At 56.6% G+C, this 15,041-nt stretch carries 5 protein-coding genes; 3 read left to right on the top strand and 2 right to left on the bottom strand.

All coding sequences use genetic code 11. The features are described from left to right. Positions 1–32 precede the first annotated feature (32 nt). Positions 33–5,981, top strand: a complete 5,949-nt coding sequence (locus tag ACLHIJ_RS06545) for a S8 family serine peptidase (protein WP_411296915.1) — start codon at positions 33–35, stop codon at positions 5,979–5,981. A 334-nt stretch (positions 5,982–6,315) separates the two neighbouring features. Here ACLHIJ_RS06545 and nrdG read toward each other — a convergent pair whose 3' ends face one another. After that, the gene (nrdG, locus tag ACLHIJ_RS06540; protein WP_411298752.1) at positions 6,316–6,948 is read right to left on the bottom strand and encodes an anaerobic ribonucleoside-triphosphate reductase activating protein; all 633 of its coding nucleotides are present in this window, start codon (positions 6,946–6,948) and stop codon (positions 6,316–6,318) included. 141 nt (positions 6,949–7,089) lie between these two features. Further along, on the bottom strand, positions 7,090–9,258 hold the full coding sequence (gene nrdD, locus ACLHIJ_RS06535; RefSeq protein ID WP_411297442.1) for an anaerobic ribonucleoside-triphosphate reductase: 2,169 nt from the start codon (positions 9,256–9,258) through the stop codon (positions 7,090–7,092). Between the two features lie 804 nt (positions 9,259–10,062). On the opposite strand from nrdD, the gene ACLHIJ_RS06530 reads away from it, so the two are divergent. Together ACLHIJ_RS06530 and hrpA are read left to right on the top strand one after the other, a co-directional pair. After that, complete coding sequence (locus ACLHIJ_RS06530; RefSeq protein WP_411298750.1) at positions 10,063–10,416, top strand: rhodanese-like domain-containing protein; 354 nt, start codon at positions 10,063–10,065, stop codon at positions 10,414–10,416. A 196-nt stretch (positions 10,417–10,612) separates the two neighbouring features. Continuing rightward, a complete protein-coding gene (gene hrpA / locus ACLHIJ_RS06525) occupies positions 10,613–14,953 on the top strand; it encodes an ATP-dependent RNA helicase HrpA (protein ID WP_411298749.1) in 4,341 nt (1,446 codons plus the stop codon). Positions 14,954–15,041 lie beyond the last annotated feature (88 nt).

Genomic DNA, 15,041 nt, shown 5'->3' with positions numbered 1-15,041 from the left:
TTCTTACACCACTCTGGATAAATGGAGGAGCAATGAAAACGTTTAGAAGAGCACTCGTTGCGGGCGCGACAGGAGCACTCGTCCTGTCCGCTGGGATTTTGCCCGCCGCAGCAGAGCCCGTGCCGTTTTCCGATACGGCCGGTACTCCCGCAAAGCCGGGCGCAACAATTAGCGCCAGCGATGCGTTAACCCCGCACAACGAAAAAGTCGTTGTTATTTTGAAAGATCAGCCGACCACTCTGTCCGAATCGGCAGAGTCTTCTCGACTGAGCACCCAACAACAGCTTATTGACCAGTGGAAGAGCGAATACGGCTTGGTCGTTGACCGTCAGTTCGCATACCTCGTCAATGGCTTCTCCGCGACGATCCCCTCGGATAAGCTGCTCGCTTTCAGCCAGCTACCGGAGGTCGAATCCGTCCGTAAAGAACGGCTTTACTATCCCACTCAGACCTCCGCACGCGAGATGGAAGGCGTATCAAGTGCTTTCCACAAGTACGGCGTTGATGGTACGGGAACCGTAGTTGCCATTATTGATTCCGGTGTTGACATCACGCACCAGGATCTGCGACTCGATAACGGAGTCTGTGAAAAATCCAAGCTCAAGCCCGATGCCACCCACTCCATGACCTGTAAAGTTCCCTACGGCTACAACTACGCCGACGATAACTGGGAAATTCACGACACCACCGGCAGTGACCACGGTCAGCACGTCGCCGGTATCGTGGCAGCAAATGGCGCAGAAGGTCCGGAAACCCCGGATACGGCAAAGACGGGTCGCATCGATGGCGTTGCCCCGAATGCCCAGCTACTGGCCATGAAGGTCTTCTCCAACTCGGGTGAACGCGGCGCTTCCGATGCCGATATCGTTGCCGCTATTGAAGATTCGGTCAAACTCGGCGCCGATATTATGAACCTTTCACTCGGTTCGCCAAACGGTCACGCCAACGAATCTGACGGTGTTGCCCGCGCCATTGCTGCCGCACGCGACAATGGTGTTTTGGCTGTGATTTCAGCCGGTAACTCCGGTTTGAACTTCTCCCCCACGGGCGGAATCGATGACATGTTCGGGCAGCTCGACGACGGCACGCTCGGCGCCCCCTCAATCCAGGCAGACTCTTTCTCGGTTGCCTCGATTGATAATTCCCACCGCATCGTCCCCGTCGGTTACTGGAATGACAATGGAAGCCAGAAGGATATGCCGTATGCCTTGGCAACCGGCGAAGCTGACGGCAAGGAATGGCCGCTCTTCGACGCCGGCCTATCCCGCCCCGAGGATTACCCGGCTGGCACCGATCTGACCGGCAAGTTTGCCCTGATTGAACGCGGTGAGATTTCCTTCGCGGATAAGTACGCCAACGCGGTGAAGAACAAGGCCGCTGGTGTCATCGTCTTCAACTCGGAAGCTGGCGGCGATACCTTCCTGTCAATGGGTGGCCTCGATAAGTACACCTTCTTATCAGCCTCGGTTTACCGCTCCCACGGTTTAGCAATGCGGGAAGCCCTGAAGGCCGGCCACACCGTCACGGTGAAGCTGACCAAAGATCAGCAGGTCATCGTCAACGCTGAAGGCCTGCAGGCTTCGGACTTCACCTCATGGGGCCCCTCGCCGACGCTTGATTTCAAGCCAAATATCGCCGGTGTTGGCGGCTCGGTGTACTCGACGATCAACAACAACAAGTACACCACTATGTCCGGTACCTCTATGGCGGCACCGAATGTTTCCGGTCTGTCTGCGCTGGTCGTTGAGAAGTACAAGGATCAGTTCCAGGGGCTCTCCGGTCGGGCACTAACCGATCGCATCGAGATCGCCCTGCAGAACACGGCAATGATCCCGAAGAGTAAAGAAGGGGTCCCGCTTGCTCCACGCCAAGTTGGCGCTGGTTTGGCCAATATTGATCTCGCATTGAGCAATAGCGTCTTTGCTACGGTGAACGGCTCTGGCGATGTCTCCTTGCGCGAAGTCAAGGGGCCGGTGAACTTCACCGTTCAGCTAGAGAACACTGGCACTGCTCCGGTGACGTACAACATCCCCAAGCAAGAGGTCCTCAACGAATCCAACACCAAGGATGCCAAGACGACCACGTCAATCTCCAGCGAAACGCTGACCGCTTCGGCGTCCACCGTGACGGTTGAGCCGGGTGCAAAGGCGAACGTGACCTTCACGCTGACGCCGAACACCTCCACCAACCACTTCATTGAGGGCTGGGCACGCTTCGAATCCGCAACGAAAGACGCGCCAAATATCGCCGTTCCTTATCTGGGCTTCGTTGGCGATTGGAACGCCGAACGGATCATCCTCGAAGAAGGCAAGGTCTGGGCAAAGGACGTCAACGAGTCTGAATCCACTCTGGTCACCACCGTTTTGAGCATGACCGTTCCGGTTAAGGGTCTAGCCGCATTGAGCGGAAAGCCCGACGCGGAATTCTGGCTCTCCCCCAATGGCGATGGCGACGCTGACGTTGTGGCTCCAGCTCTGGTATTCATGCGCAATGCCAGCGAAGTCAAGTACGACGTATTGCACGCCGACGGCACTCCGGTACGCACCATTGGATACGAACAAGGTTTGAGCCGCGTCACCGCTGGCGACGCAATCCAGGCCGGCAAAGAAGGCAATATTGCCCACGTTGCGGAATCCCATGTATTCGATGGTTTAGAGTGGAACGCCGCTCAAGGTAAGTTCACTCCGGTTGCTGATGGTCGTTATATCTACCGCGTCTCCGCTCGCCTCGGTGAGGGATTCGATTGGCAGACCTACGACTTCTCCTTTGGCGTGGACGGAACCCCGCCGCAGATCGTCTTTGAGTCATACGAAAACAATGTCCTGACGGTCAAGATTGTCGAAGAAGGCTCTGGTCTGGCTGCCGCTCCGGATGTGGTTGACGCCGCCGGTAAGGCAATGGAATACACCGATCTGGGTAATAACCGCTACGCCATCAAGGTCAGCTCGCCGACGGATTCCGTCACGGTATCCGCTTTGGATCGTGGCTTCGCCCTGGGGGTTGGATCATACGTTTTCGCTAAGGACGCGATCATCGTTTCCTCTCGCGAGTTCTACAACGACGGTCTGGTTGGCCCATCCACCAATGGCGTTTCCGATGGCAAGCTGCGTATTCAGGGATTCGTCTCTGATTCCGTGAAAGAACTGACGGTCGCTGGTCAGCCAGTTGAAATTACTGCTGGTCGCTTCACCGCTTTCGTTCCGCTTACCGAAGGCCCGAACACCATTGAGCTGGTCGGCAAGAATGCTGAAGGAAAAGAAGTTGCTCACGACACCCTCAAGGTCACGTATGATTCCAAGCCACCGACGCTTGAGATCACTAACCTGACCGCTAAGGGCGGCGTCGCACTAGAAGGTGGCAAGGTCACCGTCCGCGGCAAGGTTGCTGACGAACGTCAAGGGGCAAAGCTGACGGTTAAGGTCAACGATCAGGACGTCACAGTAAATCCTGACGGCACATTCGAATACTCCTTCGCTCCTAAGGACGATCAGGTAGCCGTCCCCGTCGTTGCTGGTGATGGCGTCAATACGACGACTAAGTCCGTCGCCATTGACGATCGCGCTCCGGCAGATCCCAAGACGGCAATCCCGAATATCACCAATGCAAAGTGCTCGAACGGGTACTCCACCTGTCTCGTTCCGGGTGGCTCTCCAGATTACGCAGACGGAGTGTTCACCATGCGCGGCGAAGGTGCGGTTGGCGTTAAGAAGATCATCTTCACTCAGCGCCCACGGGTTGAAAACGGCGGCTTCGTTGCCGGTGATCCGATTGAGGTTACTCCGGATGCTGACGGAAAGATCACCGTCAAACTTCCGGCCAAGACGGGCATCAACCCATTCAAGGTTGAGGTAATTGGCACGGATGATAAGCCGATGTACACCGGCGTTCTGCGCCTGTTTGTCGATGCTGCTGTGCCGAGTATCCAGTTCGATAGCCCGAAGCTGATCGGTGGAACACTGTTCACCAACAAGCCAGACGTCCCCTTCACTGGTAAGGCCTCCGATGACGGCTGGGGTTACACGTTGAAGATCAACGATTCGACCCTAATCGAACTGTTCAACTACACCGGCCACGGGCCAGTATCTAACGAGCGTGCGTTCAACCAGGTTGTCAAGGTTGCCGATGGCAATATCTTGGAAATCCTGCTCACCGACACCCTCGGCAATGCCCTGTTGGCATTCGTTCCGGTGGTGCTGGATGAGGCAGCTCCGCAGATCACCCACTCCGTCGCTGAAGGCGCTGTCGTTCGCGATAAGGCTCCTGTTGTGACGAAGGCAAGCGATCCTAACTTGGCCTCCTTGAACGTCCGGTTGACCGGCAAGGACGGCGAAGTGCTCAACGAGACTCAGCAGACCAAGCTGGTCACGAAGGAAACCCCGGTTGAGGACGCGCTGAAGAACATCAGCGGCGGCAAGGTTCCCGAGAAGGCTGACGTTTCTGGAACGGTCACCAAGCCGGAAGAAACTGAGCTGACCCACACGATCGACACCTCGAAGTTGAAGGGTCAGTACACCCTGACGGCAACGAGCACCGATCTGGCTGGCAACGTCACCACCTCGGCGGTCACCTTCACGGTTAACGCTGATCCGGTTATCACCGCACCAGATCCGATGTCCTTCGAGATGTTCCGTGAGGAACTGGCCGATCAGGATGGCTTGCGCGCCAAGATCCTCGAACAGGTCAAGGTAGAGGACGACGATCCGATCGCTAAGGATTCGGCAAAGCCGGCCGCTGGCGAAACCACCGTGAAGCTCGCTGAGGGCACTGTGTTGGTTCCGGGGGCAAATACGGTGACGATCATCGCCACCCAGGCTGACGGATCCACCGTGGAGAAGAAGATCACGGTCAATATCGCGATCAAGAACGTCACCTTAACGGATAAGGGCGTATCAATCACTGGTCCGTTCCGCTCCGATGACGCTCTGACGGTGACCACCGAAAACAATGGCACCATCGTCAAGCTGTCGAATAAGGATCCCTACGCAACTGAGCGTGGCACGATCTCTATTCCGGCGGCTGAGGGCACGAAGGTTTACCTGGTAACACCAGATGGAAACCGTGTCTTGGTCAATGCCACCTGGGCAGATGGAAAGCTCACTTTCGAGGGCTACTCGCGCTCGACCTACGAGCTGGTTGCAGCTACTAAGCCGGATCCGGGGCCGAACCCGAATCCTGGAACGGATACCTGCACGCCTATTGCTCGCCCAGCTACCCCAGCCACCCCAACCGCTCTGTTGGGTGAAGCAACGGGTGATCGCACTGCCGATCTGTGGTCCGTCGATAACGCTGGTCGCCTCCACTTCTACGTGGGTAAGGCCGATGGTCAGTTGGCATACCGCGGTGTTGTCGGATGTGACATGTCGCAGGTGACGGCGTTGACGCCAATTTCCGACGTCAACGGTGATAACCGCGCCGACGTGCTCGTCCGGTACAAGGATGGTTCGTTGAACTACTACTACTCGGCAGGCGACGGCTTCTTGACCTATGGCAAGAAAGCTGGAAAGAACTGGAACGAGGTTGACAACATCACCTACGTTGGCCGCCTCGGTTCCGACGGCGCACAGTACGTGATCGCCCGCCATGTTGCCACTGGCGATCTGTACCGTTACCTCTTGTCACAAGACGGTCTGTTGAACGGTGTCAAGATCGGTCACGGCTGGTCAGGAATGCGGCAGATCCTCGGTGCCGGTCAACTTGTTGGCGATGGAAATGCTGACGTGATCGGTATTGGTGCTGATGGCGTCTTGTACGCATACAGCGGCACGGATGCACTGACGTTGAAGAATGCTGGCACAGTGGGTCACGGATGGGGAACCTTCCAGATCGCGTTCGTGCCGGGCGACGTCACAGGTGACGGTCTGATGGATCTGTACGGTATCCGAGAAGACGGAAACCTGTTCTTCTACAGCAACGTCGGATCGCAGTACGGCCCTGCCAAGCAGGTTGGTCATAACTGGTCGCCTATGGTTGCCGTTGGCTAATGAGTGACTGCTGGCTAATCGCCTAAGGTGCGCTAACTAGCGCAACAATGATTGTGGCGGCTGGAGCGTAATGTTCCAGCCGCCACAGTCGTTTCCGTGACGTTGCCTGATATATCTTCCCGAGGTATCTGCCCGCCCCGAGGACCCCTATCGCGGGGCGTAGCTATCCCTCTTCACAATTCACCTGCGTTGCCCCCCCCTGGCTAGCGCCGGCTGGGTGGGCGCGCTGACCAAGTATAGCGCGCCCACCCAGCCTCACCTGCCCCTCGCTATTCACCATAAGCTCAGTCCCGTGCCGCCACATTCTGCTCGCATCGGGGATCGCGCTGCTCGCTCACCTATCGGTAAGGTCAGTACGTTCCACAATATCCCCTCCCGCTCGCGTTGCGCGTAGGTCTATTATGCGTTGATTGGTTGACCCTCGGAACGGTAAATCTCGCTGATAGAGGCGCTGTATGAAAGGCCCATCAACGAGGACGTCACACATCTGCAAAAGCTGCTGTTTATCCTCGGTTTCCTGGCATAACTGCTCGTAGGTGTAGCCAGACCAAATCCATATTGTTTTCTCCAGCCCGTACCGCGCCCGACATTCCCTAACAAGTGGAAGAAGGATCGGCGTGGCCAAAAAGGGTTCACCACCAAGGAGCGATAAACCGTGAACGTATGGCTGCGCGAGGTCAGCAAGAATCTGACTATGCACCTGTTGGCTAAACGGCTCACCGTAGCGAAAGCTCTGCGCCGCCTGGTTGTAGCATCCTGGGCAGGCAAAAGGGCAACCGGAAACGTACAGCGCACAGCGCACGCCTTCCCCGTCAACGAAACTAAATGGCTTGTAGTCAGCAATATATCCAGCACATAAGCGCCGCCCGTCCCACTGTTGGGGCATTGGGAGGCGAATCCCGTCGGCATTGCGCACAACCGGATCACTCACCACGTTCCCTCTTTTCTTCGCCGGATCGTCTGCCATTACCCAGGTCGTCGCGACTTTTCATTCTCCAGTATTTCTGCTGATTCGCCGCTACTGCCTGCAGGTTTCGTTCCGTTTACAGGCATTGCCTCGACCCGCCGCTAAACATGCATTACCATCAGTTGCCCAACCAGCTATCCGTCAGTTCGCCGTCAAACATCCCAGATCGTTGACGTGTTTAACACGCGCGGAGATCTCCTGATGCCGACCATGAACCATTGGGCGTTTGACAGGATTGCCGAGATACCCGCATGTACGCTTGACGACGTCACAGCGTTCCGGATCACTATTGCCACACTCTGGGCAGGTGAAACCGGCGGCCGTCGGGAGAAATTCTCCGTCAAATCCGCACTCATAACAGCGATCAATCGGCGTATTCGTCCCTAAATATGCCACTTTGTCATAGGCGTAATCCCACACGGCTTCCAGCGCCGCCGGATTACACGTCAGCTTAGGATATTCGCAATAGTGGATGAATCCGCCCTTGGCATACCGCGGATAGACTGCCTCGAAATCAATCTTTTCAAAGGGCGTGATCTGCTTGCGCACATCGTAATGGTAGGAATTCGTGTAGTAATCCTTATCCGTCACGTCTGCAATAGCGCCAAATTTTTCCTTATCCATACGCGCGAAACGATCCGTCAAGGATTCAGAGGGAGTGGAATACACCGAAAACCAGTACGGGCTATCCGCACGCCACTGCCTCGCATATTCATCTAGCCGGCGCACGATCTCCACGGTAAAGGCTTTCGCCTGCGGATTATTCTCCCACGTCGGCCCATAGAACATCGTCGCCGCTTCATATAAACCGATATATCCGATGGAGGCCGTAGCGCGTTGCCCGCGGAAAAACTCTGCGACGCTCTGCGATCCTTCAGGTGCGCGCTTGCCGAACGCACCATGTAAGTACAGGATCGGGGCGTTGGCGGGGATTGCTTCTTCGCACCGACGAATCCGGTAGCACAGGGCGTCGTGAACAATTGCCATCCGCTGCGCAAAAAGATCCCAAAACTGTGCCATATCGCCGCGCGCTTCGATCGCTATGCGCGGGATATTGAGCGTGACAACTCCCAGGTTCAATCGCCCGGCATTCACCAGCTCGCCACTTTGCGGGTCACGCCATTTCGGCAAGAATGAGCGGCATCCCATCGGCACCTTGTAATCTCCTTCGATGTCAACCAAGGTGTCATAATTCAAAACGTCAGGATACATACGCTTGGTTGAACATTCTAAAGCGAGCTGTTTGATGTCGTAGTTCGGGGAATCCGGTTCGAGATTGACCCCTCGGCGCAAACCAAAAACAAGTTTCGGGAAGATGGCCGTATGGCGGTCTTTCCCAATACCGGCAATGCGCACATTCAAAATTGCCTTCTGGATCTCTCGTTCAAAAACCGACGTTCCCAGACCGAATCCCAAGGTCACGAACGGGGTCTGCCCATTTGAGGAATACAGCGTATTAATCTCGTACTCCAAGGACTGCATCGCGTCATAAATATCCTTGCGCGTTTTCGTCATGGCGTATTCCTCGCGACGATCGGCCGCCACCCACTCCTGCGCATCTTTCATATGTTTTGCGTAGTTGAGTTCCGCGTAGGGGGCAAGGACTTCGTCGGTGCGATCAACTGAGCATCCGCCATATTGCGAGGAGGCCACATTCGCGATGATCTGGGCGACTTGGGCGGTCGCAGTATTGATGGACTTCGGGGATTCGACGCGGGCGTTTCCAATCTGGAATCCCTCTTTCAACATGCCGGCGATGTCGATAATGCAGCAGTTCGTCATGGGCTGGAAAGGCTGATAATCCAGGTCGTGAACGTGAATATCGCCTTTGATGTGGGCGTTGGCGACGTGAGATGGCAAGAGGTACTTCAAGGCATAGGCTTTTGCCACAGAACCGGCGGTGAGATCCCGCTGCGTATTGAATACGGTTGCATCCTTGTTGGCATTTTCATTTACGACGGTTTCGTCGCGGTGAAGCAATTTACCAACGGAATGTTGAATATCCATGGCTTGTTCGCGGGCAATATCGCGGTCGTGGCGGTACTCAATATAGGCGCGCGCCACCTCAGGATATGGCGAGGTCATTAGATAGTTTTCCACGGCTGCCTGTATGCGCGGGATGTCGAGGGTGTCAGAACCCAAAGATTGTGTTATTGCCGTGGTTGCTCGGCTGAGGAATTCGTGGTCCTCAATTCCTTGAGCGTTGAGGGCGGCTTCCATCGCGCGATATATCTTTGCTGGATCGAAAGCGACTATCCGCCCGTCGCGTTTACGGACGAGTGTGGTACTACGGACTGTCTGCACGGACATGAAGAACCTCCTCGTATCGGATCTGGGTGTCAACGCGAAAAAGGCGCGGTCTGCTCCGCGCATTATTTTCTGTGACCACTCCAGATAACACTAAATGTTGTGCCTAAATTTTTTGTGGATACCAGATATAGTATTCCGTCACATCGAGGATGTGGTGGACCGCGCCCAAGCGTGTTCCGCCACCAAACCGTATTTATCCCCCTCAACACATCCGCATTACAAGCCCGTGCGCCACCTCATCACGCGTGCCCCCCCCTGACAGGCAGCCCGTCTCACCCACGAAAATCACCAAATGGCAAAGCGCTGAATACCCGTCGTTAAACACCGTGCTGCCGAGTATCGCATTGCCGAACACTCATTTTCGCAGCTCACACTCCAGCCAATAACCGCGCTGAACACAACTTGCGACCACGTACTACCACGCCACCTGTAATCGCTACCTGTAATCGCCAACCGCCCAGCCAAAAACTAGCTACTCAACCACGTGACTACCGCGCCACATTAAAACCAGCAGAAGCCAAATAGCTCCCCTGCCACCACCCACCCACTGAGAACAGCTCGCCGCCCCTCCTAGCGATACACCAAACTCAGCTAGACGGAACCCATCTAGCCATAAGCACATAAGAGGAATCCCCTCCCAGCATGAAACCCACGGCACACCACACGAACACACAAGGCTCATGAAAAACAGCTATCCTCATAAACACAGCTCACCGTCTGCCATGAGCACGGCAGACCTTCGGCGTCATGACCACGCCACAACCTTCACCCCATCAGGCTCACCACCCAACACGAGGAGCACCCATGCCAGATCTAAACACACACAACGGCGATTCACTCCCCCTGCGAATCACCCACACTCAAGCCCTTGCCCTTGCCAATGCCGGAGCACAACTCCTTGACGTGCGCGAATCCGAGGAACGCCTCAACGGGCATGCCGCCCACGACACCCACATTCCGTTGGGAAATCTCAACGCACACACCGCCGCAACTCTCAACACCGAACATCCCGTGATCGCCTACTGCGCCTCCGGGCGGCGCTCCCAATACGCCGCAGCCATCCTGCGCGAATTAGGATTTTCGGCGTATTCCCTCGATGGTGGATTCGCAAGCTGGGCCCAAGCTGGCGGGCAATGCCTAGACCCAGCCGCCCAATAACCACAAGCCGTATAACTTACCCGCTGATAGCTCGATAACTGTTTCTCAGGCAGCTATTGAGCAATCTGGGCAGCGAGTTTACGTATAGCTGATAACCACTGTTGCCCTGTGCCTCGCCGCGCCACCAGAGCACCCAGCGATCCCGCAAACAGCCTCGCCTCCTAGTCTGCCCACAGTTCATGGCACAATAGGGGCGATGGCAGAATCCTCTCATAACTCACAGCATTCCTCCTCGTCTCGGGCACATAACCGACGACGAGCTGCTCGGCGATCCCAACGCCCGGCTACCACGCTGCCTGCGGCATCCGCGCAGGCAAACTCCCCCACATCCGATGCCCCCACACCCACGCCATCAGAATCTTCCCCCACCATTTCCTCCACCACTTCCCCAGCTACCTCCACGGAAAAGCCACCTGTTACCGCTGCATCGCGAGCGCAATCTCAACGCTCCACCTCTCGCTCCCGCGCCTATTCGCGCCCGCGCCGCCTCACCAACGAACACATCGCTGCCCGCCGCGCCGCCGTCCCCTCCCCTATTACCTATCCAGCAGAATTACCTGTCAGCGCCCGCCGCGCAGACATTGCCGAGGCCATCAAAAACAACCAAGTCGTCATCATCGCCGGCGAAACCGGATCAGGAAAAACCACCCAACTCCCAAAAATCTGCCTAGAGCTCGGTCGAGGCATCACCGGCATGATCGGGCACACCCAACCACGCCGTATCGCCGCCCGTTCCGTTGCCGAACGCATCTGCGCAGAACTCGGCGTCACCCTCGGGGAAAGCATTGGCTATCACGTTCGCTTCACCCAAGACGTCAGCCCCACGACACTCGTCAAACTCATGACCGACGGGATTTTGCTCGCTGAAACCCAATCCGATCCACTACTGCGCGCCTATGACACCATCATCATTGACGAAGCCCACGAACGCTCCCTCAATATCGACTTCCTACTCGGATATTTAGCGCGGCTCCTCCCCCAACGCCCCGACCTGAAACTCATCATCACCTCAGCAACCATTGACGCTGAACGCTTCGCCGAACACTTTGGCCAACACTGTGCAGGCGGAAAACCAGGGCAGCGCGCACCCATCATTGAAGTCTCCGGGCGCACCTATCCAGTTGAGATTCGCTATCGCCCCTTACACGACCCAGATAGCGAAGAAGAACCCCGCGATCAAATCAGCGGCATTATTGCCGCCGCCGACGAACTCATGGCAGAAGGTCCCGGAGATATTCTCGTCTTTCTCTCCGGCGAAGGCGAAATCCACGACACCGACCAAGCCTTCTGCGAAGAACTAGGCCCGCGATACCTCACTGCCGGAACGCACTCACGCGACCCACAGGCCGTCGAAATCCTCCCACTGTTCGCACGGCTCTCCGGCGCAGAACAACGTCGAATTTTTGCCCCACATTCACATCGGCGAATCGTTTTGGCGACGAACATCGCCGAAACCTCCCTGACCGTGCCGGGAATTCGTTATGTTATCGACGCAGGAACCGCCAGAATTTCGCGCTATTCCCAGAAAACAAAGGTCCAACGGCTACCCATCGAACCCATCTCGCAAGCCAGCGCCAATCAACGTTCCGGACGCTGCGGGCGAGTTGCTGACGGGATCGCCATTCGGCTCTACTCTGAGGCCGACTACCAATCCCGCCCAGAATTCACCGAACCAGAAATCCTGCGAACCTCGCTGGCCTCAGTGATCCTCCAAATGCTCTCCATGCGTCTGGGATCAGTGAGCGAATTCCCCTTTATCGACCCGCCACAACTGCGCGCAGTGCGATCCGGCCTGCAACTACTAGAAGAAATCGGGGCGATTCGTGGCGAACACCGCCTGACCCGCATCGGGCGCACTCTCGCCCAACTCCCCATTGATCCGCGCCTGGGGCGTATGCTCCTCGCCGCCGTCGATAATGGATGCGCCAGCGAAGTTCTGGTGCTCGTAGCCGCGATGAGCGTCCAAGATGTGCGGGAACGCCCAGCAGAATTTCGTGCCCAAGCCGATCAACTCCATGCGCGTTTCACCGAAGGCAGCTCAGATTTTTTGGCGTATTTGAACCTATGGCGATATCTGCGCACCCAGCAACGCGATCTATCCGGTTCAGCTTTCCGACGGATGTGCCGTGCCGAATACATTAACTGGCTGCGCTTTAGGGAATGGCAAGACGTCGTTGACCAGCTTCGCCAACTCGCCCATCCACTCGGCATGAAACTGCGCCCGATCACCCTGCCAAGCCGCACCCAGATCACGCGCGCAGCACACGAACTCATCGACACCTCACACAACCGAGACGTCACCCATGCCGTTCACCAACTCGGGCAATCCCGGGATACCCCCGCTGCTGACGCCATCCATCAATCCCTCCTCGTCGGATTGCTCTCCAATCTAGGATCCTGGGATGACCGCGTGAAAGATTACGCGGGCGCGCGCGGCACACATTTCGTTATCTGGCCGGGCTCTGGGCTACACCGCTCACGTCCCGCCTGGGTGATGGCCGCTGAACTCGTGGAAACCTCCCGACTCTTCGCCCGAACCGTCGCCCGCATTGAACCAAAATGGATTGAGCAGGTGGCCGCCCATCTCATCAAACACCAATACTCTGAACCATTTTGGTCAACGAGATCTGGGGCGGCAATGGTTCACGAGAAAGCCACCATCTATGGGCTACCGATCGTGGCAGATCGCCACCGACTCCTATCCTCCGTCGGTACCGATGAAGCACGCCACCTCGCCCGCGATATGTTTATTCGGCACGGTCTGGTCGAAGGGCTGTGGCGCACCCACCACACATTCGCTGCCGATAACCTGCGAGCTTTAGAAAAAGCCCGCGATGTTGAGCAGCGGCTACGGCGTACCGGCCTTGTTGCCGACGAGCTTGCACAATTCACTTTTTTCGATGAGCGCCTGCCAGAACATATCGTCTCGGGTCAGCATTTTGATTCCTGGTGGAAAAAAGAACAGCGGCACTCCCCGGACCTGCTGACATTCACCCAAGAGTTCCTCTTAGGGAACACCTCCGTATCCGAAGAGGAGTTCCCAACCCACTGGGTATGCGGTGAATTCCGTCTGCCTATCGAATACACCTTCTCTCCCGGATCACATTCTGACGGGTTGACGATTGATGTTCCCGTAACGATTTTGCCGCAATTGCGCGATGACGGCTTTGACTGGCTCGTCCCTGGCATGCGTGAGGATCTCATCATCGCCACCATCCGGGCCTTACCGAAGAATATACGCCGACATCTGGTTCCGGCCCCCGATGTTGCCCGCGAACTAGCCCGCCGCCTTACCGCTCGACCACATACCGGCGAGCCAGCCCCCTGCGACTTCCAACATGCCATCACCCAGGCGGTACGCGAATTGCGCCATATTGATATTGATCCACAGGTGTGGAACGACGTCATCATCCCACCGCATTTGTGTATCCAATTCCGTATCCGTTCCGAACGCGGAGCGGTGCTCGACGAAGGCCCCTCGCTATCCTATCTGCAGCGCGCATTAGCCCCGCGCACCCGATCTGCTGTGGAAACCGTGGTGCGCGGCGCAGTTGCACAGGCCCTTGAAGAACAGCGCCAAGTCTCCTCGTCGGGCTCCTCAGATGCTTCAAAGGGGCTAGCAGCACTTCCCCGTATCCCGATGGACGAATTACACCAATGGCCACAGGCCGACTCCTTGCCGCTTACGGTGGAAAGTCGTGACTCCTCCGGTGCGCCCGTGCGCGGCTATCCTGCCTTAGTAGATAATGGTGCTACCGCTAATAGCGTCAGTATTCGGGTCCTGACGGATCCTGCCCGCCAAACTCGCGACCATCGCCTCGGAATAATCCGGCTATTAGCCGCGGATCTGGCTTTACCTGACGCCCGAGTCAGCACGCGGTGGAACGGCACGCAATCCCTGCTTTTGGCAAGTACCCCCTATCCCACCACGGCTGAGCTGATCGCCGATATCCAGTTTGCCGCCTGCCGCAATATTGCCGATAAGTGGGGGCGGGAAAATCATCAGGGCATCGGAACTATCCGCGAGCGCAGCCAGTTTGAGGCATTGCGCAGTTACGTGCGGCTTCGCCTGGAAGATGAGATCTACCGTATCGTCAATATTGTTGCGAAAATTATGAGCGCCCTCAGCCAGACGGATAGTGCCCTACGGGCTCATTCCAGCACATCGATGCTCAACACGGTAACGGACGAGCGCGACCATCTGGCACAGTTGCTCTATCCAGGATTTATCTCGGGCACCCCAGAAGAATATCTGGCACATCTGCCCCGCTATATCCATGCTGCACAGCTTCGGCTCGCAAAAGCTGCCACTCAGCCTGATACCGATGACGAACTGGCCGATCATATTGACGAGATAACTGAGTTCGTTAACGAGCAATGCGCCCAGGCCCGCGAGGAATCCTATGACGCCCAACGCGAGCGCACGTGCCAGCAGGCGCAATGGATGATTGAGGAGTTGCGCGTATCCTTATTTGCCCAGCAGCTCGGCACTGCAATGAAAGTCTCGCCGCAACGGATCCGTAAGCTTTTTCGATAATATCGCGGCGATTGCACGCCAGCGGCACCTATTAGCGCTAGTGGGTAATGACGGAATCCGCTGTATGCGTGGCGGTCTGTAATATCAG

The organism is Trueperella sp. LYQ141 (genome assembly GCF_046599555.1).
In the GTDB taxonomy this organism is placed as follows: domain Bacteria; phylum Actinomycetota; class Actinomycetes; order Actinomycetales; family Actinomycetaceae; genus Trueperella.
This window is presented reverse-complemented; position numbering and strand designations above follow the sequence as displayed.

Bases quoted from the DNA above. Each gene is read 5' to 3' on its own strand.
- ACLHIJ_RS06545 (WP_411296915.1), top strand. From the start codon at position 33: ATGAAAACGTTTAGAAGAGCACTCGTTGCGGGCGCGACAGGAGCACTC.
- nrdG (WP_411298752.1), bottom strand. From the start codon at position 6,948: ATGGCAGACGATCCGGCGAAGAAAAGAGGGAACGTGGTGAGTGATCCG.
- nrdD (WP_411297442.1), bottom strand. From the start codon at position 9,258: ATGTCCGTGCAGACAGTCCGTAGTACCACACTCGTCCGTAAACGCGAC.
- ACLHIJ_RS06530 (WP_411298750.1), top strand. From the start codon at position 10,063: ATGCCAGATCTAAACACACACAACGGCGATTCACTCCCCCTGCGAATC.
- hrpA (WP_411298749.1), top strand. From the start codon at position 10,613: ATGGCAGAATCCTCTCATAACTCACAGCATTCCTCCTCGTCTCGGGCA.